15 protein-coding genes are annotated in these 21,280 nt (G+C 73.7%); 4 read left to right on the top strand and 11 right to left on the bottom strand.

Annotation, left to right across the window (positions count from 1 at the left end):
* Positions 1-3: 3 nt before the first annotated feature.
* The 4 genes from guaA to HN031_RS11755 all read right to left on the bottom strand — a co-directional run bounded on the left by guaA (position 4) and on the right by HN031_RS11755 (position 6,284).
* Positions 4-1,581, bottom strand: a complete 1,578-nt coding sequence (gene guaA, locus HN031_RS11770) for a glutamine-hydrolyzing GMP synthase (protein WP_172270083.1) — start codon at positions 1,579-1,581, stop codon at positions 4-6.
* A gap of 211 nt (positions 1,582-1,792) precedes the next feature.
* Positions 1,793-3,415 carry a succinic semialdehyde dehydrogenase gene (locus tag HN031_RS11765; RefSeq protein ID WP_172270081.1) on the bottom strand — a complete coding sequence of 541 codons (1,623 nt, stop codon included), beginning with the start codon at positions 3,413-3,415 and terminating at the stop codon, positions 1,793-1,795.
* A 14-nt stretch (positions 3,416-3,429) separates the two neighbouring features.
* A complete protein-coding gene (locus HN031_RS11760; protein ID WP_172270079.1) occupies positions 3,430-5,142 on the bottom strand; it encodes a glycerol-3-phosphate dehydrogenase/oxidase in 1,713 nt (570 codons plus the stop codon).
* A 32-nt stretch (positions 5,143-5,174) separates the two neighbouring features.
* The gene (locus tag HN031_RS11755) at positions 5,175-6,284 is read right to left on the bottom strand and encodes a GuaB3 family IMP dehydrogenase-related protein (RefSeq protein WP_172270077.1); all 1,110 of its coding nucleotides are present in this window, start codon (positions 6,282-6,284) and stop codon (positions 5,175-5,177) included.
* Between the two features lie 182 nt (positions 6,285-6,466).
* On the opposite strand from HN031_RS11755, the gene HN031_RS11750 reads away from it, so the two are divergent.
* Positions 6,467-8,152: a CHAP domain-containing protein gene (locus HN031_RS11750; protein WP_172270075.1), complete on the top strand. Its 1,686-nt coding sequence runs from the start codon at positions 6,467-6,469 to the stop codon at positions 8,150-8,152.
* A gap of 87 nt (positions 8,153-8,239) precedes the next feature.
* On the opposite strand, the gene HN031_RS11745 is transcribed toward HN031_RS11750, so the two are convergent.
* The gene (locus HN031_RS11745; RefSeq protein WP_172270073.1) at positions 8,240-10,234 is read right to left on the bottom strand and encodes a pre-peptidase C-terminal domain-containing protein; all 1,995 of its coding nucleotides are present in this window, start codon (positions 10,232-10,234) and stop codon (positions 8,240-8,242) included.
* 163 nt (positions 10,235-10,397) lie between these two features.
* Positions 10,398-11,900 (bottom strand): IMP dehydrogenase, encoded by a 1,503-nt coding sequence (gene guaB / locus HN031_RS11740; protein WP_172270071.1) that lies wholly within the window; start codon positions 11,898-11,900, stop codon positions 10,398-10,400.
* 47 nt (positions 11,901-11,947) lie between these two features.
* On the opposite strand from guaB, the gene HN031_RS11735 reads away from it, so the two are divergent.
* Entirely contained in the window at positions 11,948-13,519 is a 1,572-nt protein-coding gene (locus tag HN031_RS11735; protein ID WP_172270069.1) for a hypothetical protein, read from the top strand.
* A 27-nt stretch (positions 13,520-13,546) separates the two neighbouring features.
* Here the strand turns inward: HN031_RS11735 and HN031_RS11730 are convergent, their stop codons facing one another.
* The 3 genes from HN031_RS11730 to groES form a co-directional block, all read right to left on the bottom strand.
* Positions 13,547-14,425, bottom strand: a complete 879-nt coding sequence (locus HN031_RS11730; RefSeq protein WP_253943059.1) for a GNAT family N-acetyltransferase — start codon at positions 14,423-14,425, stop codon at positions 13,547-13,549.
* A 140-nt stretch (positions 14,426-14,565) separates the two neighbouring features.
* Positions 14,566-16,185: a chaperonin GroEL gene (gene groL / locus HN031_RS11725; protein ID WP_172270065.1), complete on the bottom strand. Its 1,620-nt coding sequence runs from the start codon at positions 16,183-16,185 to the stop codon at positions 14,566-14,568.
* 74 nt (positions 16,186-16,259) lie between these two features.
* Complete coding sequence (gene groES / locus HN031_RS11720; protein ID WP_172270063.1) at positions 16,260-16,553, bottom strand: co-chaperone GroES; 294 nt, start codon at positions 16,551-16,553, stop codon at positions 16,260-16,262.
* Between the two features lie 204 nt (positions 16,554-16,757).
* Between groES and HN031_RS11715 the strand changes: the two genes are divergently transcribed.
* Positions 16,758-17,933 carry an SAM-dependent methyltransferase gene (locus HN031_RS11715; protein ID WP_172270061.1) on the top strand — a complete coding sequence of 392 codons (1,176 nt, stop codon included), beginning with the start codon at positions 16,758-16,760 and terminating at the stop codon, positions 17,931-17,933.
* Positions 17,934-17,957: 24 nt separating this feature from the next.
* Here the strand turns inward: HN031_RS11715 and HN031_RS11710 are convergent, their stop codons facing one another.
* A complete protein-coding gene (locus HN031_RS11710) occupies positions 17,958-19,763 on the bottom strand; it encodes a glycoside hydrolase family 3 protein (RefSeq protein WP_172270059.1) in 1,806 nt (601 codons plus the stop codon).
* 87 nt (positions 19,764-19,850) lie between these two features.
* Positions 19,851-20,309, bottom strand: coding sequence for a GNAT family N-acetyltransferase (locus tag HN031_RS11705; protein WP_172270057.1), 459 nt, complete (start codon positions 20,307-20,309; stop codon positions 19,851-19,853).
* A 347-nt stretch (positions 20,310-20,656) separates the two neighbouring features.
* Here HN031_RS11705 and HN031_RS11700 point away from each other — a divergent pair, with 347 nt between their 5' ends.
* Positions 20,657-21,280: a helix-turn-helix domain-containing protein gene (locus tag HN031_RS11700; protein WP_172270055.1), complete on the top strand. Its 624-nt coding sequence runs from the start codon at positions 20,657-20,659 to the stop codon at positions 21,278-21,280.

The following is a 21,280-nucleotide window of genomic DNA, read 5'->3' as shown; positions in this document are numbered from 1 at the left end:
CGCCTACTCCCACTCGATGGTGCCCGGCGGCTTCGAGGTGATGTCGAGGGTGACCCGGTTGACCTCGGCCACCTCGTTGGTGATGCGGGTCGAGATCCGCTCCATGACCTCGTAGGGCAGCCGGGCCCAGTCGGCGGTCATCGCGTCCTCGGACGTCACCGGGCGGATGACGACGGGGTGGCCGTAGGTGCGGCCGTCGCCCTGCACGCCGACGGAGCGGACGTCGGCGAGGAGCACGACCGGCATCTGCCAGATGTCGCGGTCCAGGCCCGCGCGGGTGAGCTCCTGGCGGGCGATCGCGTCGGCGCGGCGCAGGATGTCGAGCCGGTCGGCGGTCACCTCGCCGATGATCCGGATGCCGAGGCCCGGGCCGGGGAACGGCTGGCGCCACACCATCTCCGCGGGCAGGCCGAGCTGCTCGCCGACGAGGCGGACCTCGTCCTTGAAGAGGGTGCGCAGCGGCTCGACGAGGGCGAACTCGAGGTCCTCGGGCAGCCCGCCGACGTTGTGGTGGGACTTGATGTTGGAGGTGCCGGCACCGCCGCCCGACTCGACGACGTCGGGGTAGAGCGTGCCCTGCACCAGGAAGCCGACCTTCTCGCCCTGCTCGGCGGCCTCGCCGAGCACCTGGACCTCGGCGGCCTCGAAGGCGCGGATGAACTCGCGGCCGATGATCTTGCGCTTCTCCTCCGGGTCGGTCACCCCGGCGAGCGCGGCGAGGAACGTCTCGCGCGCGTCGTGGACGTGGAGGTTGACGCCGGTCGCGGCCACGAAGTCGCGCTCGACCTGCTCGGCCTCGCCCTCGCGGAGCAGGCCGTGGTCGACGAAGACGCAGTGCAGCCGGTCGCCGATGGCGCGCTGCACGATGGCGGCGGCCACGGCCGAGTCGACGCCACCGGAGAGGCCGCAGATCGCGAGGCCGGTGTCGCCGACCTGCTCGCGCACCCGCTCGATCTGCTCCTCGGCGATGTTGAGCATCGTCCAGGTCTGGCGCGCCCCGGCGATGTGGTGCAGGAAGTGCTCGAGGACCTTCTGGCCGTGCTCGGAGTGGAGGACCTCCGGGTGCCACTGCACCCCCGCGAGCCCGCGACCCACGTCCTCGAAGGCCGCCACCGGCGTGCCCTCGGTGGAGGCGAGCACGGTGAACCCGTCGGGGGCTGCGGCGACCGAGTCGCCGTGGGACATCCACACCTTGTGCTCGACCGGGATCCCCTCGAGCAGGGTGCCCGGCTCGCTGACCGAGACGGGCGTACGTCCGTACTCCCGCACGCCGGTGTGCGCGACCTCGCCGCCGAGGCCCTGGGCCATCAGCTGGAAGCCGTAGCACATCCCGAAGACCGGCACCCCGGCCGTGAAGACGGTGTCGTCGATGCCCGGCGCCCCGTCGGCGTAGACGCTCGAGGGGCCGCCGGACAGGATGATCGCCTTGGGCTCGCGGGCGAGCATGTCGGCGACCGGCATCGTGTGCGGCACGATCTCGGAGTAGACCCGCGCCTCGCGGACCCGCCGCGCGATGAGCTGGGCGTACTGCGCCCCGAAGTCGACGACGAGGACCAGGTCGTGCTCTGCAGGCTGCGTCACGGACGGAGTCTATCGAGACGGCTCGTCCCAGGGCCCGATCGGGGAGGGAGGGTGACCGGACCCTGGGACTTGGTTTCCCAGTGCTGCAGCAGCGCCGAGAACCAGGGGCCCGACCCTTGGGAGGGAGCATGACTGCCGGACCCCTTACCCGCCCAACGACGCCTGCGGGAGGGGGTTACGGCCCGGGCGAGGAATTCGCCGACGCCGACGATCAGGCGCGGCCCAGCCTGTGGAGCAGCCGCAGCGCGGACGTCATCACCCTCGCGTTGACCTCCTCCGACATCCCCAGCACGGGCGCGATCGGCACCAGCCGCTGGGTGGCGACGGACTGCGCCTCGGTGTAGCGGTGGATGCCCTCCGCGCCCTGGCGCCGGCCGAGGCCGGACTCCCGCATGCCGCCCATCGGCGCCCCGAGCGAGCCGAACGTCGCGCCGTAGGCCTCGTTGACGTTGACCGTGCCGCACCTGATGCGGCGCGCGAGCGCCCGGCCGCGGACGGCGTCGCGCGTCCACACCGAGGCGTTGAGGCCGTAGAGCCCGTCGTTGGCGCGATCGACCGCCTCGTCCTCGCCGTGGAAGCGGTAGAGCGCGACGACCGGCCCGAAGGTCTCCTTGCCGAAGCACTCCATGTCGGCCGACACCCCCTCGAGGACGGTCGGCTCGAAGACGAAGGGGCCGAGGTCGGGCCGCGCACGACCGCCGGTCAGCACGCGCGCGCCCTTGGCGACGGCGTCCTCGACGTGGCGGGTCACCGTGTCGAGCTGCGCCTGCGAGATGAGCGACCCCATGTCGACCGACCAGTCCTGGCTGGCGCCGAGCGTCATCGCCTGCGTGCGCGACACGAACGCGTCGACGAAGCGGTCGTAGACCTGGTCGGCGACGAAGAGCCGCTCCATCGAGACGCAGAGCTGGCCCGCGTTGGAGAAGACCGCCCGGGTGGCGCCCTCCGCCGCGCGGTGCACGTCGGCGTCGCGCAGCACGAGCATCGGGTTCTTGCCGCCGAGCTCCAGCGAGCAGCCGACGAGCCGCTCGGCGCACTGCCGCGCGATGACCCGCCCGGTCGCGGTCGAGCCGGTGAAGCAGACGTAGTCGGCGGCCGCGACGACCGCACCGCCGACCTCGGGGCCGGGACCGGCCACGACCTGCCACAGCCCCGGCGGGAAGCCGGCCTCCTCGAGCAGCTCCGCGCCGAGCAGGGCGGTGAGCATCGTCTGCGCGTCCGGCTTCGAGACCACCGCGTTGCCGGCGAGCAGGGCCGGCAGCCCGTCGCAGAGCGCCATGGTGAGGGGGTAGTTCCAGGGGGAGATGTTGCCGACGACGCCCTTGGGCACGCGGTGGACCTCCGCGCGCGTGAGGACGGGGAACATGCCGCCGACGCGCCGGGTGTCGAGGTGCTGGTGCGCCGTGCGGGCGTAGTAGCGCGCGGTCAGCGCGACGTGGGCGACCTCGAGGTAGGCGTCCTTGCGGGCCTTGCCCGACTCCCACACGACGAGGTCGATCAGCTCCTCCTGGCGGTCGAGCACCAGGTCGTGGAGCCGGAGAAGCGCGGCGGCGCGCTCGTCGAGCGGGGTGTCCGCCCACGACGCCTGGGCCCGGCGGGCCCGGGCGAACGCCTCGGTGACGTCGGCGGCGCTCGACTGGGGCACGTGCGCGAGGGGGGTGCCGCCGATCGGCGAGAAGACGGCGTCGGTCGAGCCGGTGGTGCTCACGACGCGCCGCGTCAGGCGGTCGACGTACGAGCGGTCGAGGGCGTAGGTGGCGGTGCTGTCGTGCTCGGGGTCCGCGGGGCCGGCGCTGAGGTCGTCGGGGCTCGGGGCGGGGCTCTGCTCGGTCATCCGTGCAGCGTAGGTCAGACGATGTCGGGAGCCCGGACGCGCGCCTCGTCGGCCTCCTGGTCGGTCGGCATGAGCTGGCTCTGCCGCTCCGCCTCGACCCGGCGCAGGTAGTGGTCGACCTCGTCCTCGAGCTGCGTCCGGTCCCAGCCCAGCGCCTCGGCCATCAGCTCGGCGGCCGGGCGAGCGGCGGCGATCCCCCGGTCGAAGGTCTCGATGGACACGCGCGTGCGCCGCGCGAGCACGTCGTCGAGGTGGCGCGCCCCCTCGTGGGTGACGGCGTAGAGCACCTCGGCGCGCAGGTAGTGCTCGGCGCCGGGCAGCGGCTCGGCCAGCTCGGGCCGCCGGTGGATCAGCGCGAGCAGCTCGTCGACGAGGCCGCCGTAGCGGCCGAGCAGGTGGTCGACGACCCCGATGTCGAGGCCCGAGGAGCGGCTCAGCGCCACCCGCTGGTTGGTGCGCGCCTCGTGCCCCCACGCTCCCATCAGCGGCACCCGGTCGGTGATCGAGGCGGGCGTGGTGTCGAAGTCGCGGATGGCGTGGTCGACGGCGTCCTTGGCCATCACGCGGTACGTCGTGAGCTTGCCGCCGGCGACCAGCACGAGCCCGGGCACCGGGTTGGCGACGGTGTGCTCGCGGGAGAGCTTGGTGGTCTCCCCCATGTCGCCCTCCTTGCGCATCGGCTTGAGCAACGGGCGCAGCCCGGCGTAGACGCCGACCACGTCGCGCTGGTCGAGGGGGTCCTTGAGCAGCCGGTTGACCTGCTCCAGGACGTAGTCGATGTCGGCCTTGCTGGCCGCGGGGTGCGCGAGGTCGAGGTCCCAGGCGGTGTCGGTGGTGCCGATGATCCAGAACTGGTCCCACGGGATCACGAACAGGACCGACTTGGCGGTCTTGGTGATGAAGCCGCACTCCGAGCGGATCCGGTCCTTGGGGACGACGACGTGGATGCCCTTGCTGGCGTCGACGTCGAGCTGTGCGCGGCCGCCGACGAGGTCCTGCACCTCGTCGGTCCACACCCCCGCGGCGTTGATGACGACCCGGGCCCGGATCTCGAGGTCGCGCTGGCCCTCCAGGTCGCGGGCGGTGACCCCGACCACCGCCTCGCCCTCGCGGAGGAAGCCGGTGACCTGGGTGCGGGTGGCCACGTGGGCGCCGTTGTTGGCCGCGGTGCGGGCGATCGTCATGACCAGCCGGGCGTCGTCGACCTGGCAGTCGTAGTAGCGGATCGCGCCGTGGAGGTTGTCGGTCCTGATGTCGGGGGCCATCCGCGCGAGCTGCTTGCGGAACACGTGCTTGTGCTTGGGCACGCCCATGTCGTACCTGCCGGCCATCGCCATGCCGTCGTAGAGCGCGACGCCGGCGCCGACGTAGGGCCGCTCCCAGGCGTGCTCGAGCGGGTAGAGGAACGGCACGGGGCGCACCAGGTGGGGCGCGAGCCGGGTGAGCAGCAGGCCGCGCTCCTCCAGGGCCTCCTTGACCAGCGCGAAGTCGAGCATCTCGAGGTAGCGCAGGCCGCCGTGGACCAGCTTGGACGAGCGCGACGACGTGCCGGAGGCGAGGTCGCGCTGCTCGACGAGGCCGACCTTGAGCCCGCGGGTCACCGCGTCGAGCGCGGCCCCGACCCCGACGATCCCGCCGCCCACGACCAGCACGTCGAGCTCGCCCGACCCGAGCTGCTCGAGGGCGTCGGCCCGCTGGTCGGCGTCGAGGGCCTTCGCGAGGGTCATGGCCCCAGTCTCTCAGGCACCGCCTGACCGGCTCAGCGGTGGACGACGACCTCGATCCGCTGGAACTCCTTGAGCTCGGTGTAGCCGGTGGTGGCCATGGCGCGGCGTAGCGCGCCGATGAGGTTCATCGTCCCGTCGGCGGTGCGGGAGGGGCCGAACATGATCTCCTCCAGCGTCCCGACGGGGGCGAACTCGACCCGCTGGCCGCGGGGCAGGTCGGCGTGGGTGGCCTCGCTGCCCCAGTGGAAGCCCCGGCCGGGTGCCTCGGTCGCCCGGGCGAGCGGCGAGCCGATCATCACCGCGTCGGCACCGCAGGCGACCGCCTTGGCGATGTCGCCGGAGCTGCCGATCGAGCCGTCGGCGATGACGTGGACGTAGCGGCCGCCCGACTCGTCGAGGTAGTCGCGGCGGGCGGCGGCCACGTCGGCCAGCGCGCTGGCCATCGGCACCGCGACGCCCAGCACGGTGCGGGTGGTGTGGGCGGCACCGCCGCCGAAGCCGACGAGGACCCCCGCAGCGCCGGTGCGCATCAGGTGGAGGGCGGCCTGGTAGGTCGCGCAGCCGCCGACGATCACCGGGACGTCGAGCTCGTAGATGAACTCCTTGAGGTTCAGCGGCTCCGCGCGGCTGCTGACGTGCTCGGCGCTCACCGTGGTGCCGCGGATGACGAACATGTCGACACCGGCGTCGACGACCGCCTTGACGTGCTGCTTGGTGCGCTGCGGCGACAGGGACCCCGCCACGGTGACGCCGGCCGCGCGGACCTCGCGCAGCCGGGCGGTGATCAGCTCGGGCTTGATCGGCTCGGTGTAGATCTCCTGCATCCGCCGCGTCGCCTCGGGGCCCTGGAGCCCGGCGACCTCCTCGAGCAGGCCGGTCGGGTCGTCGTAGCGGGTCCACAGGCCCTCGAGGTCGAGCACGCCGAGCCCGCCCATCTGGCCGAGGGCGATGGCGGTGGACGGCGACATCACGGAGTCCATCGGGGCGGCGAGGACCGGGATGTCGAAGCGGTAGGCGTCGATCTGCCAGGCCGTGCTGACCTCCTCGGGGTCGCGCGTGCGCCGCGAGGGCACGATGGCGATGTCGTCGAAGGAGTAGGCACGGCGACCGCGCTTGGCACGGCCGATCTCGATCTCGGTCACGGCAGCAGCCTATCGGCGGCCCGGCGGCATGCCCGCCACGTCAACGGCTCGTGCACAACTCGGCCAAACGCCGACGGTGTCCGGCGCGCGTCCCTAGCGTCGACGACGTGGGGAACAAGGGGGAGCGACCCGTTCGCGGGCCGCGGCGAACAGTGGCACGCGCACTCGCAACAGCGTGCGCGGTGGGCGGGCTGCTGGGCGTCGCCCCGAGCGCCGAGGCGGCCGACGACTACCCGTGGGCCTGGCAGGGTCAGTGCCCGATCGCGCCGCAGGAGCCCATCGAGGACCCGGCGCCCACCCCGACCCCCACCCCGTCGCCGACGCCCGGCCAGCCCGGCCAGCCCGGCCAGCCCGGCCAGCCCAGGCCGTCACCCGCCGCGACCCCGACGCCTCCTCCCCCGCCACCTCCGCCGCCGGTCCTCGACCCGGTGTCCGGGCACCTCTACGACCCGCGCGGGCCGAAGCCGACCTGCACCCGGTGGGTGTGGTCGATCGACGGCTCGATCGGCGACCCCTGGGGCTTCGTCCTGCGCAACTGCACGAGCTTCGTGGCCTGGCGCCTCGACGAGACCAACGGCATGGCCGGGTTCGGCAACCACTTCGGTGGTGAGCACTGGGGCAACGCCGAGAACTGGGACGACGTCGCGCGGCGCCTCGGCCACCGCGTCGACTCCGTGCCCGCCATCGGCGCGGTCGCCCAGACCGACGCCGGCCGCGTCGGGCACGTCGCCTGGGTCAGCGCGATCGGGCCCGGCACCGTGACGGTCGAGGAGTACAACCACGCCCTCCCGGGTGGCTACGGCACCCGCACCGTCCCCGTCGGCGACTTCCGCTACCTCCACCTCGCCGACGTCGCGCCGTCGCCGCTCGTCGGCTCGGACCGTCCCGTCGTCTCGGTGCCCGACGGGCTCGGCGAGTCCTGGACGGCGCGCGTCGACAGCGGCGGCACCCTCCGCGTCGCCCGCCCCGGCCGGCCCGTCCGGGTCGTGGGCGCCCGGCACGGGTTCTCGCCGGTCGCCGCCCCCGCCCTCGTCCTCGACCGCGCGGACCGCCCGTGGCTGGCCGCCACCGCGCGCGACGGCCGGGTGCTGGCCGGGACGCTGCGCGGACCGCGCTTCGCGCTCCGCACGGTGGCCACCGCGGCCCCGACGTCCAGCCCCGCCCTCGCGATCTCCCGCACCGGCCGACCGGTGCTGGCCGCCACCTCGCCCGCCGGCACCCTGACGACCCGGCGCCTCACCGAGCAGCGCCGCTGGAGCCGGCCCGACCGCGTCGGTCGGAGCGGGTCCTGGGCGACGCACGTCGCGCCGGTGCTCGGCGCCGACGACGCCGGGCGTACGTGGCTGGTCGCGGTCACCGGGCGCGGCGCCACGTACGTCCAGTCCCTCGAGCACGGTCGGCTGACCCGCCTGCGCGGCGCCGCCGCCTCGACCACCTCGACGCCGGCGCTGACCGGCGCCGCGGACGGCACCACCTACCTCCACCAGGTGACGAGCGATGGGACGCTGCGCGTGCGCGCCCTCAGCGGGCGGCGCTGGGGCCCGGCGGAGACCATCACCGGCGACTGGTCCCCCTACGCCTCGCCCGCCGTCGGCGAGGTCGCGGGCCGCCTCCACGTCGCGGCGGTGGACGCGCGGGGCGACCTGCTCGTCCGGGCCGCGGTGCCCGGTGAGGGCTCGCGCGTGGTGGGCCGGGTGCCCTCCTCCGGCGACCCGACGCGGTCCCCCGGCCTGGTCACCCGCAGCAACTCCGGCGTGTTCGTCGTCGCGACCGGCCGCGACCGGGTGGCGCGGGCCCGGCTGCTCACCCGCCCGGCGTCCGCCGTGGTCCGGCGTACGGCGCCGACGCGGGCCGGCTTCACCCCCTGATCCCCAGCACCCCGCGCGCACGACGGCGCGGGCACCTCGGTGAAGGTGACCGCGCCGCGCGGCTCGTACGGGTGGTGCCGGGTCAGGTCAGCGGCCGGCGTAGGCCCACGACGTGACGTTCTCGGTGTCCTCGAGACCAGTGAAGCCCTCGACCGGCGAGTAGGTGTCGGTGCGGAACTCGATGTTCTCGTCGTCCGCCGTGCCACCGACGTTGTCCGGGCCGACCCCGTAGAGGTTGACGCCGAAGTTCGCGCCGCCGGAGTCCATCATGTTGTGGACCTCGTCGGCGTTGTCGGTGTGGTAGTTGCCGATCGTGTGGCCGACCTCGTGGGCCGTCACGTTGGCCACCGCCTGCGAGACGAACGCGAGCCGGTCGCTGGTGGCATTCAGGTAGGTGTTCAGCGACGACGCCGGGCCGGCGGGGGCGCTGAGCACGTCGAGCAGGACGATGGCCTCGTCCTCCTGGCCGAAGTTGCCCGGGTCGATGTACTGCGCGATCCCGATCGTGTTGATGCCGGTCTCGGCGATGGTCCCGGCGATGTAGATGCGCGAGACGTTCTCCTGACCGATCAGCTCGGGGTAGAGCCGGGCGTTGAGCACGTCCACGTTGACCGTCGGGTTGGTGCCGGCGATCTCGGCCTGCAGGTTGGCCCGCACCTGGTTGAGGATGCGGTTCTCCAGGGCGCGCGCGGAGGTGCGGGCGATGCCCCACTGGGGGACGAACGCCGCGAAGGGCGAGACCCGGCGGGTGCCCGGGCCGCCCCAGGTCGCGGTGTTGACGCGGCCGGGGGCGAAGTCGAGCAGGACGGTCTGGCGGCGACCGCGGTCGCCCTGCGTGCCGGGGCGGTAGCCCTCGACGGTCACGTCGTAGGAGCCGCTGCCCCCGCTGACCTCGACGGAGTACCAGCCGGCCTCCTCCGCGACGTAGGCGATGGCGGTGTTGCCGCCGCCGATCAGCGGCGAGGTGGGCGGGTAGAGCGAGGAGGCGTCGGTGCCGACCCCGCCGACGCGCTCCTCGCCGGACGGCGTACGCACGGTGAGGCCGGTGGCCGCACCCTCGGCGCTCGAGCCGACGGTGTCGCCCGGGCGCAGCCGGACGGAGTAGAAGTCGGCGTCGAGCTCCTGGCTGGCGATCGCCACCCGGTAGTCGCCGACGTCGGCGCCGCCGGCGCCGCTCCCGGAGTCGAACGGGTCCGCCGGCAGCGGGTCGAAGGCGTAGCCGCCGACCATGACGTAGTAGGTGCCGGGCGTCGCGGGCTTGTAGGACAGCGAGCTGGACGTGCCGGTGCCGCTGTCGTCGTCGGCGACGAGCGGCGTACCGTCGGCGGCGTAGACGACGAGGATGGTGTCGGTGGTGCTCGCGCTGCCCTCGGTGTTGGCGGTCAGGGTCTGGCCCGCGACGACGTCGACGGAGTAGAAGTCGAAGTCGTTGCTCGCGGTGCCGGCGGGGCCGTGCGGTCCGTCGCCGAGCACCGAGGTGGTCACCGACGACCCGGACCCGACGATGCCGGTGGGCGTGGCGAGCGGGATGGCTCCCTGGTCCTCGGTGGTGGTCACGGTGCGCGGGGCGCTCGTGGGCGGGGCGGCGAGGCCGCCGAGGATGCGCACGGCCGGGATCCGGGTGGCGCCGGTGCCGAAACCGGGGATCGGCTCGGCGTCGACGTGCGAGTCGTTGGACCCGGAGGTGCCGGCCGGCTCCTCCTCGTCGTGGACGAACGGGGTCGGCACGGCGCGGGCCGACGTGCCGCGCCTGCTCGTGCCGAACGCCTCGCGACGGTTGGCCGCCAGCCGCTGGGACACCGCGCGCTTCTCGGCCTCGGCGTGCATGTCCTTGTTCCAGGCGAAGTAGTTGGCGTCCGTCAGCGACGGGAGGTTGGCGAGGTAGGGGTTGGGGTTGGTGTCGGCCGTCAGCGCGGCCGCCCCGGACTCCTTCGGCGCGACCTGGATGCCCAGGTCGAGGGCCTGCTGCTGGCCGGGGGTGGGCTCCTCACCCGGTGCGGGGGCGGCCCCGGACAGGGCTGCTGGGGTGACGAGGCACGCGGCGGCTCCGAGGCCGACCGCGACAGACACGGTTCTGCGCATGAAGAATGTTCCTCCCGAGATGGAGATTCGGACGCAGGGCCGAGCTCACGATGAGAAGAACAGGTCGAACAGGGCCCCGAGTCCCTGAGGTCCTGACGCTAGGGGCCCGCCGGGCGCGCGGATAGATACCGAAGAACCGTTTTTCCGCGCGACGTGCGAGGTCTCAGCTGGCGGAGTAGTTGGGCGCCTCGACGGTCATCTGCACGCCGTGCGGGTGGCTCTCCTTGAGCGAGGCCGACGTGATCCGCACGAAGCGGCCCTTGTCCTGCAGCTCGGGGATGGTGCGCGCGCCGACGTAGAACATCGACTGCGTCAGCCCGCCGACGAGCTGGTGGGCGACGGCCGACAGCGGCCCGCGGTAGGCGACCTGGCCCTCGATGCCCTCCGGCACGATCTTGTCGTCGCTGGCGACCTCGGCCTGGAAGTAGCGGTCCTTGGAGTAGGACTTCTTGCCCCGGCTGCTCATCGCGGCGAGCGAGCCCATGCCGCGGTAGGACTTGAACTGCTTGCCGTTGACGAACACCACGTCGCCGGGCGACTCCTCGCAGCCGGCCAGCATCGAGCCGACCATCACCGAGTCGGCGCCGGCGACCAGCGCCTTGGCGATCTCGCCGGAGTACTTCATGCCGCCGTCGGCGATGAGCGGGACGCCGGCGGGCCTCGTGGCCAGCGACGCCTCGTAGACCGCGGTCACCTGCGGCACGCCGACGCCGGTCACGACGCGGGTGGTGCAGATCGAGCCGGGCCCGACGCCGACCTTGACCGCGTCGGCGCCGGCGTCGACGAACGCCTGGGCGCCCTCGCGGGTGGCGACGTTGCCGCCGATCACCTGCACGTGGCGGGTGGCGGGGTCGGACTTGAGCCGGCGCACCATGTCGAGCAGCAGGTGGACGTGGCCGTGCGCGGTGTCGGCGACGAGGACGTCGACCCCCGCCTCGACCAGCGTGGTGGCGCGTTCCCACGCGTCGCCGAAGTAGCCGATCGCCGCGCCGACGAGCAGGCGGCCGTCGCCGTCGTAGGACGCGTGCGGGAACTGCTCGCCCTTGACGAAGTCCTTGACCGTGATCAGCCCGCCGAGGCGGCCCTCGCCGTCGACCAGCGGCAGCCGCTCGCGCTTGTGGGCGCGCAGCAGGGAGGTCGCCTCCTCACGGGAGATGCCGACCGGGCCCGTGATCAGCCCCTCGCTGGTCATCACCTCGGTGACCTTGGTGGTGGCCCACTCCGCGACCGGCGTGAAGCGCAGGTCGCGGTTGGTGATGATGCCGAGCAGGTGGTCGTCCACGTCGACGACGGGCAGGCCGGAGACGCGGTACTCGCCGCACAGGCGGTCGAGCTCCTCCAGCGTCGCGTCGGGGCCGATCGTGACGGGGTTGGAGATGATGCCGGTCTGGGTGCGCTTGACGAGGTCGACCTGGCGGGCCTGGTCCTCGATCGACAGGTTGCGGTGGAGGACGCCGATGCCGCCCTCGCGCGCCATGGCGATCGCCATGCGCGACTCGGTGACGGTGTCCATGGCGGCGCTGATCAGTGGCACCCGGATCGAGATCTCGCGGGTCAGCCGCGTCGTGGTGTCGATGTCGCTCGGGGCGAGGTCGGACTCCCCCGGCAGCAGCAGCACGTCGTCGTAGGTGAGGCCCAGGGCGGCGAACTTCTCGGGGATCTCCACCCCCTCAGTCTACGGGCGTGTCGGGGGTGCTCTGCCACCATGTCGCCATGGGGGGGAGCCCGGCGAGGTGGGGGCGCGTGGTCTGGCTGGCCGCTGCGGCCGCGTTCGTGGCGCGCTTCCCCTCCCTGCTGTGGCCCCTGCGCCCCGACGAGGCCGGGTTCCTGCTGGTGGCACGCTCGTGGCGGCCCGAGCCCGACTCCCCCTACGGCCACTACTGGGTGGACCGGCCGCCGCCGATCATCTGGCTGGTGCGCGCCGCCGATGCGATCGGGGGCCCGTACGCCCACCGGCTGGTCGGAGCGCTCGGCTGCGCGCTGGTGGTGGTGGCCGCGGCGGCAGCGGCGCGGGAGGTCGCGCGCCGCGCCGGCGTCGTCGACCCGGCCGCGGTGCGGCGCCTCGCGGGATGGGTGGCGGTCGGCACCGCTGCCCTGGTCGCCAACGCCCAGATCGACCCGGTGGGGGCCAAGGGCGAGCTCTTCGGCATTTCGCTCGTCATGGCCTCCTGCTGGCTCTCGCTGCGCGCCGCGCGCCGGGCCTCGGCCGCCGACGCCTTCCTGGCGGGGCTGCTCGGCGTCCTCGCGCTCGGCATGAAGCAGAGCATCGTCGGCGGGCTGGTGCTCGGCGGCGTCGTGCTCGTCGGGTCCGTGGTGGCGCGTCAGCTCCCGTGGCGGGTCGGCGTGCGGTGCGCCGCCGCGGCCGTGGCCGGCGGGGCGGTGCCGGTCCTCGCGGTGGTCGCCTGGGCGCTGGCGGCGGGCGTCCGGCTGCCGGCGCTCTGGTATGCCGCAGTCTCGTTCCGCTCCGACGCCAGCCGCGTCCTCGCGGCGCAGAGCACGGTCGGGGAGAACAACCGGATCTCGGTCCTCCTGCTGATCTTCCTCGGCACGGGGATGGTGCTGGTGCTCGCGTGGTTCGTGCTCCGGCTGCCGGCCCTCGTGCGCCACGACGCGGTGCCCGCCGTCGGCGTCGCGGCGATGCTGCTCGTCGACGTGGTCGCCGTCGCGCTGAGCGGCAGCTACTGGACGCCGTACCTGTTCGTGCCGATCCCGTCGCTGGCGCTCGCGCTGGCCCTGCTCCTCGCCCACGGCCACCTGGGCGTGGTGCCGCACCGGGACCCACACCGGGTCTCGGACCGGGTCTCGCTGGCGACGGTGGGCCTGCTGGTCGCCTCGAGCGTCGTCGCGATGGCGTGGTGGACCGTGACGTGGACGGCCGGCCGGGTGCCGGTCGAGGTGCGGACCGGCGAGGCGATCGCCGCCGCGGGACGACCGGGCGACCGGGTGCTGGTCTACGGCGGCCGCGCCGACATCCAGTGGTCGAGCCGCGCCGCCTCCCCCTACCCCCACCTGTGGTCCCTGCCGATGCGCACGCTCGACCCGGGCCTGGAGGACCTCGAGTCGGTGCTGACCGGGACCAACCCGCCGACCTGGTTCGTCGAGGCGGTCTTCCTGACCACCTGGACCGAGCTCGGCACGCGACCCATCGAGCGCAACGTGATCCGCAAGTACGAGTTCGTGGGGACCGCCTGCGAGCGCTACCGGGTCTACCACCTCAACACGGTCGCGCCCGTGGACATCGACGTCGACTGCACGACGCCGTTCCGGGGGATCTGGGGCGACTGAGGGCTCGGCCCCCGCTCGTCCCTCCCGTCAGCCGCTGACGAGCTGCCGGACCGGGATCCGGACCGTGAGCTCGTCGGAGCCCATGCGGATGCGTCCGCGCAGGTGGGTGCCGAGGACCAGCGGCAGGACCGCGGGGTTGTCGGCGGCGGTGCGCACGACGATCTCGCTGGCCCCACCCGCGCGGGCCGCGCGGGCCGCCTCGAGGAGCAGCCGCGACCCGATGCCCTGCCGGCGCCACACCGGGTCGACGCGCAGGTCGAGGTGCCAGGCGGCCGCCTCGTCGACCTCCCAGGTGGCGGATCCGACGACCACCTCGCCGACCCGGGCGCGCACGGCACCCGGCGAGGCGTCGAAGGTCGGCGGGCCGTGCTGCACCGGGACGTCGGCGCTGCGGCTGGACGACCGTGCCGCCGCCAGCACGTCGGTCACCAGCTCGGCGAGCGCGGTCCCGCGGGCGTGCTCGGCGGCCGTGAACGGCGCCGTACGGCGCAGCTGCACCAGCACCTCGCCGATCTCGAGGTCCATCCCGCCGAGCGCCGGGTCGAGGTCGGACTCCGCGGGCTGCGCCTCGGCGTCGAACAGCTGCGCCACCACGTCGGGGAAGGTCGTCGGCTCGGCCAGGATGCTGCGGGCGGCCAGCACGTAGCGCGTGGGCTGGTCCGAGAGCGCCGCCTCAGTGCACGGCAGCACGCTCACGCGGGACCCGCCCGCGCGCTCGACCAGCCCGGCGAGGTCGGCGAGGTCCCAGTCCCCGGGGGTGCGGAGCACCAGCTCGTCGGTCACCCGGTCGACGCCCGGGAAGACGTGCAGGCCGAGGATGTTCACGCCGGCGTCCCCGCACGCCGCTGCCAGCTCGGCCAGCGCGCCGGGACGGCCGGCCAGCGTCGTCCGCACTCTCCACCACATGGCGCCGAGCATGCCGCGCCGATGTTTCGGGACAGGAAGCACCGGGTTTCGCGGGTGTCACATCTGCCCGGACACGAGCCAGGACGCCGAACGGCCCGCCCCGCCGTGAGGCGGAGCGGGCCGTGAGAGGCGGTGGCAGGTCAGTGACCGTGGCCGTGCCCGTGACCGCCGGCCGCGGGCTCCTCCTCCTCGGGCTTGTCGACGATCAGCGTCTCGGTCGTGAGCAGCATCGCGGCGATGGAGGTCGCGTTGACGAGCGCCGAGCGGGTGACCTTGACCGGGTCGAGGACGCCCTGGGCGACCAGGTCGCCGTACTCCTCGGTCGCGGCGTTGTAGCCGTTGCCGACGCCGAGCTCGCGCACCTTGGCGGTCACGACGTAGCCGTTGACGCCGCCGTTCTCGGCGATCCAGCGCAGCGGCTCGTCGGCCGCCTTGCGGACCACGCGGACACCGGCAGCCTCGTCACCGGTCAGGCCGAGGTCGTCCTCGAGCACCGACACGGCGTGGATGAGCGCGGAGCCACCGCCGGGGACGATGCCCTCCTCGATCGCGGCGCGCGTCGCGGAGACGGCGTCCTCGATGCGGTGCTTCTTCTCCTTCAGCTCCACCTCGGTGGCGGCGCCGACCTTGATCACGCAGACACCGCCGGCGAGCTTCGCGAGGCGCTCCTGGAGCTTCTCGCGGTCCCAGTCGGAGTCGGTGTTCTCGATCTCGGCCTTGATCTGGTTGACGCGGCCCTCGACAGCGCTGCTGTCGCCGGCGCCGTCGACGATCGTGGTCGTGTCCTTGGTGATGACGACGCGACGCGCCTGGCCGAGCACCTCGAGGCCGACCTGGTCGAGCTTGAGGCCCACCTCGGGGGCGACGACCTGACCACCGGTCAGGGTCGCGATGTCCTGCATCATCGCCTTGCGGCGGTCACCGAAGGCCGGGCTCTTCACCGCGGACACGTTGAAGGTGCCGCGGATCTTGTTGACGACCAGGGTCGAGAGCGCCTCGCCCTCCACGTCCTCGGCGAGGATGAAGAGCGGCTTGCCGGTCGCGATGACCTTCTCCAGCAGCGGCAGCAGCTCCTGGATCGAGGAGATCTTGCCCTGGTGCAGGAGGATGTAGGGGTCGTCGAGGACGGACTCCATCGACTCCGGGTCGGAGACGAAGTAGGCCGAGATGTAGCCCTTGTCGAACTGCATGCCCTCGGTGAACTCGAGCTCGGTGCCCATGGTGTTGGACTCCTCGACCGTGATCACGCCGTCCTTGCCGACCTTGTCGAAGGCCTCGGCGAGCAGGTCGCCGATGTGGCTGTCGCGGCTGGAGATCGTGGCGACGGACGCCATGTCCTCGCGGGACTCGACCTCGCGGGCGGCCTCGCGCAGCGCGTCGCCGACGGCCTCGGCCGCAGCGTCCATGCCGCGCTTGAGGCCCATCGGGTTGGCGCCGGCCGCGACGGCGCGCAGGCCCTCGTGGACCATGGCCTGGGCCAGCACGGTGGCGGTGGTGGTGCCGTCACCGGCGATGTCGTTGGTCTTGGTGGCCACCTCCTTGGTGAGCTGGGCACCGAGGTTCTCGAACGGGTCGTCGAGCTCGATCTCGCGAGCGACGGTCACCCCGTCGTTGGTGATCGTGGGGGCGCCCCACTTCTTGTCGAGGACGACGTAGCGGCCCTTGGGGCCGAGCGTCACCTTGACGGCGTTGGCGAGGGCGTCCACGCCGCGCTCGAGCGCGCGGCGGGCGCTCTCGTCGAACTCCAGGATCTTGGGCATCTGTGTGCTCCTAGGAAGGTTTCGGGACGTGCGGGATCCCGGCCGGCAGGCAGCCGGCCGGGATGCCTAGCTCGTCAGGAGACGACGGCGAGGACGTCGCGGGCGGAGAGGATCAGGTACTCCTCGCCGGAGTACTTGACCTCGGTGCCGCCGTACTTGCTGTAGATGACCTTGTCACCCACCGCGACGTCGATCGGGACGCGGTTGCCGTTGTCGTCGACGCGGCCGGGACCGATCGCCACGACCTCGCCCTCCTGGGGCTTCTCCTTGGCGGTGTCCGGGATGACCAGGCCGGAAGCAGTGGTCTGCTCGGCTTCGAGGGTCTGGACGACGATGCGGTCCTCGAGGGGCTTGATGTTGACCGACACTTCGGATCAACCTCCACTTTCTCTTCACGAGATTCTTCAGGAGCTTGCGCTCCCAGGACGTGGGCTCGCGGTCCGGGGCGGCACGCCGTCGCGGGGGTCGTGCCAGGCTCGCGAGCGTTGGCATTCTCAGGGTGAGAGTGCCAGAGGCGACGCTAGCACTCTCCCTGACCGAGTGCTAGCGGGGGTTGCTGTCAGGATGCCCCCGTGGAGATCGAGACGCTGGCATGGCTGCAGACGACCGAGGGCGGCCGCCTGCTCGTCCACGCCGCCCAGGCCTGGGCCGACCACCCCGGCGACCCGGTGCGGGTCGCGAGCGTCGTACGCCGCCTCGAGCCGGACGCGGAGAAGGCCGCCGCGGCCACCACGCAGGCGCAGCTGCGCGAGCGGGCGGCCGCGAAGTTCGGTGAGTCGGCGGCGCGGATGTTCTTCACCCCCGACGCGCTCGAGCAGGCGACCCGCTCGCGGGTCGCCGAGCACCGGGCCACGCGCCTCGCTGCGGCGATCCCGGGTGGCAGCGTCATCGACCTCGGCTGCGGCATCGGTGGCGACCTGCTGGCGTTCGCCCGCGCCGGGCTCATCGCGGCCGGGCTCGAGAGCGACCCGGTCCGCGCCGCGATGGCGCAGGCCAACCTCGCGGCCCTCGGGCTGGCCGGCGCCGTGCAGGTGGGCGACGCCACGACCGTCGACCTGAGCGGGTTCGACGCCGCCTTCGCCGACCCCGCCCGCCGGAGCGGACGCGGCCGGGTGTTCGACGTCGAGGGCTGGACCCCGCCGTGGTCGTGGGTTCTGGCGCTGCTGAGCCGGCGCTCGCTGGTCAAGGTGGCGCCCGGCATCGGCCACGACCTCGTGCCTCCCGGCGTGGAGGCCGAGTGGGTCAGCGACGGCGGCGACGTCAAGGAGGCCGTGCTGTGGTCGCCGAGCCTGTCGACGACGGACCGGCGCGCGACCGTGATCGGCGAGCGGGGCCTGGCCACGATCACCGAGGAGGACGACCCGGGGGCCGACGTGCGCGACGTCGGCGCCTACCTCTACGAGCCCGACGGCGCCGTCATCCGCGCCGGCCTGGTGACGGCGGTCGCCGCGGGGGTCGACGGCGGCCTGGTCGACCCGCACATCGCCTACGTCACCAGCGACGAGTCGTTCCGTACGCCGTTCGCGCGCGGCTACCGCGTCCTGGAGCACCTGCCCTACCGCGAGAAGCAGCTCCGCGCCGCCCTCCACGAGCGCGGGGTCGGCCGGCTCACCATCAAGAAGCGGGGCGTGCAGGTCGTGCCGGAGGAGCTGCGCAAGCGGCTCGCGCTCAAGGGCGAGAACGAGGCGACGGTCGTGCTGACGCGGGTCGCCGGGCAGGGCACCGCCCTGCTGGTGGAGCCCTTCTAGTCGAGACCTCCTAGTCGAGACCTTCTAGCAGCCGGGGCGGGCGACGCCGGCGACCTTGACGGGGAGCCGGCCGGGGGCCGTCGCCGCGCCGGTCAGCACGTCGACGAGTGCCGCCATGGCGCCCGGGGTGTCGCCGTAGGTCGCGATCCGTGTCGGGGCGCCCACCTGCCCGAGCACCCAGGGGCTGTCCGTCGCGACGGCGATCGTCCCGTCGACCGGGGCGTCGCGGTATCCCGTGAAGCCGATCGGGGTGCCGGCGGCGAGCCTGGCCTCCTCGCGCGCGGTCCACGCCTCGAGTCGGCGTACGCGCGCGGTGTCGGCCTTCTTCCAGGCCCGGAGGCGCTTCTCGAACTTCTTCCTGCGCTCGCCCTTGCGTCGCTGCGGCCGCGGATCGGCCTGGACCAGCGCCGCCGGCGGCGACCGGCGGAGCAGCACCGTGAGGCCGGCGCCCTGCGCGGCCGCGGTGAACGTGCTCACGGCCCCCGGGTCGCCGTAGGCGTGGAGCGTGTCACCGACCAGGCGCCCGGAGCACGCCCCGTCCGTGACGGTGACGGCGGCCGCCGACAGCGCGCGCGAGGCCGCCCGGGCGGAGCCGACCGGCTTGCCGCGGGGACCGGCGAGGTGGGTGAGCAGGGCGATCTGCCGCGCGGCGGCCTGCTCGAGCCGGCGGCGCGGCAGGGTACCCGACCTGACCGCCTCGACCAGCGCAGCGCGGGCGACGGCCGGCGCGGGGGGCATGAGCAGGACGTCGGACCCGGCGCGCACCGCCTGCACGGCGACCCGGCCCGGTGTGCGGCCGCGGGTGACCCCCGCCATCGCCAGCGAGTCGGTGACGACCAGCCCGTCGAAGCCGAGCTCGTCGCGCAGGAGGCCGGTGACCACGGGCCTCGACAGCGACGACGGAACCCGCGGGTCCACCGCGCGGACGTCGAGGTGGCCCACCATGACCGCCGGCAGCCCGGCCTCGACGGCGGCGCGGAACGGAACCAGGTCGGCGGCGTCCAGCTCCTCGACCGACCGCGTCTGCACCGGGAGCGTGAGGTGGCTGTCGACCGGCACCGACCCGTGCCCCGGGAAGTGCTTGATGACCGGCAGCACGCCCGCGCCGGCGAACCCCCGCGCCGCGGCGACGACGTGCTCCGCCACGTCCGCGGGGCGCGAGGAGGCGGCGCGGGACCCGATCGTGGGGTCCCCCGGCCCCGACGTGACGTCGGCGTCCGGCGCGAAGTCGACGGTGAAGCCGAGGCCGCGCAGCTCAGCGCCACTGGCGGCGTACGCCCGCTCCGTCAGCGCAGGGTCGTCCGCGGCACCGGCGCTCATGAAGGTCGGCAGCCGGGTGGCAGCACCGCGCAGGCGCTCGACCACCCCGCCCTCCTGGTCCACGCCGAGGAAGAGCGGCCACTTCCGCGGCACCTGCCGGGTCAGCGCCGCGTTCACGCCCCTGACCTGGGTGGCGGAGACGACGTTGGAGTCGAACGCGATGACGCCACCGAGGTGCAGGCTGCGGACCAGCTGCACGGGCGCGGCGGTCCCCCGCCACTCCGCGACGATCACCTGCCCCGCCAGGTCGGGGAGCCGCATGCGTCGAGCGACGGTCGCGGCGCGGTCGAGCTCGGCGCGATCGGGCCCCCACCCCTCGGTCAGGCCCAGCCGCTCGGACGGCGTCGGCGGCACGGTCGGGCTGCTGCTCGCCGGCGCCTCCTGCGACGCGGGGTCGCCGTCCTGCTCGTCGCTGCCGCTGTCGCACGCGGTCACGGCGGTCAGCATGGCGAGGGTCGCCAGCAGCGCCGTCGACCTCCCCGTCGACCGTGCTGTCCGCCGTCCGCGCATCAGGTCATGGTGGCACGCGGCGCGCAGGACCACGATCTCCGCTCGACCGCAGCGACCGGGCTCAGCGACCGGGCCCAGCGACCGGGCTCAGCGACCGCGGCGGTCGGGGCGCTCCCATGGCCAGTCCGAGGCCAGCCACTCGGCCACGGCGTCCGCGAGCGGCCCGTCCAGCTCCGCCCGGTCGGCGCGTACCCACGACTGCACCTGGACGTCGTGGTCCGGCGACCGCGTCGGGTAGACGTACACGCACCCGATCACCTCCGACCCGGCCGGATCCAGGACCGTGAAGGTGAACCCGCGCCGCGCGTCGAAGTCGGCCGCGTGCCTGGTCAGGTCGGCGAGGTTGTCCTCGGCGGACATGCCGTTCTCCGGCGGCCAGCCACCGTCGGGGTAGCCGGGCGTGGAACGGATGTGCTCGATGCTCGAGGTCCACGCCGCCAGGTCCGCCACGTTGTGCTGCGGCTCCAGCGGTTCCAGCCGGAACTGCTCCGTCACCAGAGTCGTCGGCGGACGGAAGTCCTCGGGCACGAACGCGTGGTCGGTCACCCACCCGACGCTAGCCCGCGCGACCGGCCCCGACGACCCCTTTCCGCCGGCGCCTGTCCCGCCTCCCTTTGTCCCTCGGCCGGTCCCCACCACCCGGCTCCCCACCACCCCGCCGCCGCACTACTCCTTGAGTCCCCGGGCGACTCAGGTGCCACTGCCCCGCGAGCGAGCCCGTGCTCCACCTCGCGAGGCCGCACTACTCCTTGAGTCCCCGGGCGACTCAGGTGCAACTGCCCAGAGAGGCAGGTCAGGTCTGCGCCGCCGCGAGGCTGTGGATGAGCACGCCGGGATGTCGGTGGGTCGCACTGCACTAGGAGGACGACCGACACCGACAGCAGGAGGAAGGCATGGACGCGCAGCCGCGGGGCGAGGGCATGAGCAAGGAGGAGCTGGAGTGGTTCCTGATGGGGCCGACGGACGGAGGGGTGCCGGGGCTCGTACGCCGGGTCCGGCGGATCCTCGACGTCTCCCAGCGGGGGCTGGCGGCGATCGTCGGCGTCTCGCAGTCCGTCGTGGCCCGCTGGGAGACCGGCCGGACGAGCCCACGGGTGAGTGCGCTGCAGGAGCTCCTGCGGCTGGCCCGCCTGCGCGTGCGCGTCGAGGACCCAGCGACGGAGGAGGAGGTGCTGCCGTTGCGGGGAGACGGGGCGCGGGACCGGGGTGGGCGTCGCTACCCGGCGCACGTCGACCTCACCGTGGCCGGCTGGTGGGTACCGCGGGGGTCGGGGTCCACGGCCGACTGGCTGCTGTGGCGGCGACGGTCGCGGGCCCGGCGCGACCCGGCGATCAGGTTCCACACGACGCTGCGGCACCTCCACCGGCTGCTCGACGGGACACCCGTCGACCACCCCTCACTCACCCAGTGCGTCGCCGAGGCCGTCCACCTCGACGAGCGCCGGGAGGAGCGGCGCCGGCGGATCCTGGCGGAGTCGCCGTGGCTGCGGCCGCCGGCCGGCTGGCTGACCGCCTGA

This window comes from Nocardioides sp. zg-1308 (assembly GCF_013155375.1).
GTDB classification, from domain to species: Bacteria; Actinomycetota; Actinomycetes; order Propionibacteriales; family Nocardioidaceae; genus Nocardioides; species Nocardioides renjunii.
Note: the sequence above shows the minus strand (reverse complement) of the source record. Positions and strands in the feature narration are given on the sequence as shown.

Excerpts from the sequence above, each read along its gene's own strand:
- HN031_RS11710 (WP_172270059.1), bottom strand. The coding sequence starts at position 19,763 with ATGCGCGGACGGCGGACAGCACGGTCGACGGGGAGGTCGACGGCGCTG.
- HN031_RS11735 (WP_172270069.1), top strand. The coding sequence starts at position 11,948 with ATGGGGGGGAGCCCGGCGAGGTGGGGGCGCGTGGTCTGGCTGGCCGCT.
- HN031_RS11760 (WP_172270079.1), bottom strand. The coding sequence starts at position 5,142 with ATGACCCTCGCGAAGGCCCTCGACGCCGACCAGCGGGCCGACGCCCTC.
- groL (WP_172270065.1), bottom strand. The coding sequence starts at position 16,185 with ATGCCCAAGATCCTGGAGTTCGACGAGAGCGCCCGCCGCGCGCTCGAG.
- HN031_RS11745 (WP_172270073.1), bottom strand. The coding sequence starts at position 10,234 with ATGCGCAGAACCGTGTCTGTCGCGGTCGGCCTCGGAGCCGCCGCGTGC.
- HN031_RS11730 (WP_253943059.1), bottom strand. The coding sequence starts at position 14,425 with ATGTGGTGGAGAGTGCGGACGACGCTGGCCGGCCGTCCCGGCGCGCTG.
- HN031_RS11765 (WP_172270081.1), bottom strand. The coding sequence starts at position 3,415 with ATGACCGAGCAGAGCCCCGCCCCGAGCCCCGACGACCTCAGCGCCGGC.
- HN031_RS11700 (WP_172270055.1), top strand. The coding sequence starts at position 20,657 with ATGGACGCGCAGCCGCGGGGCGAGGGCATGAGCAAGGAGGAGCTGGAG.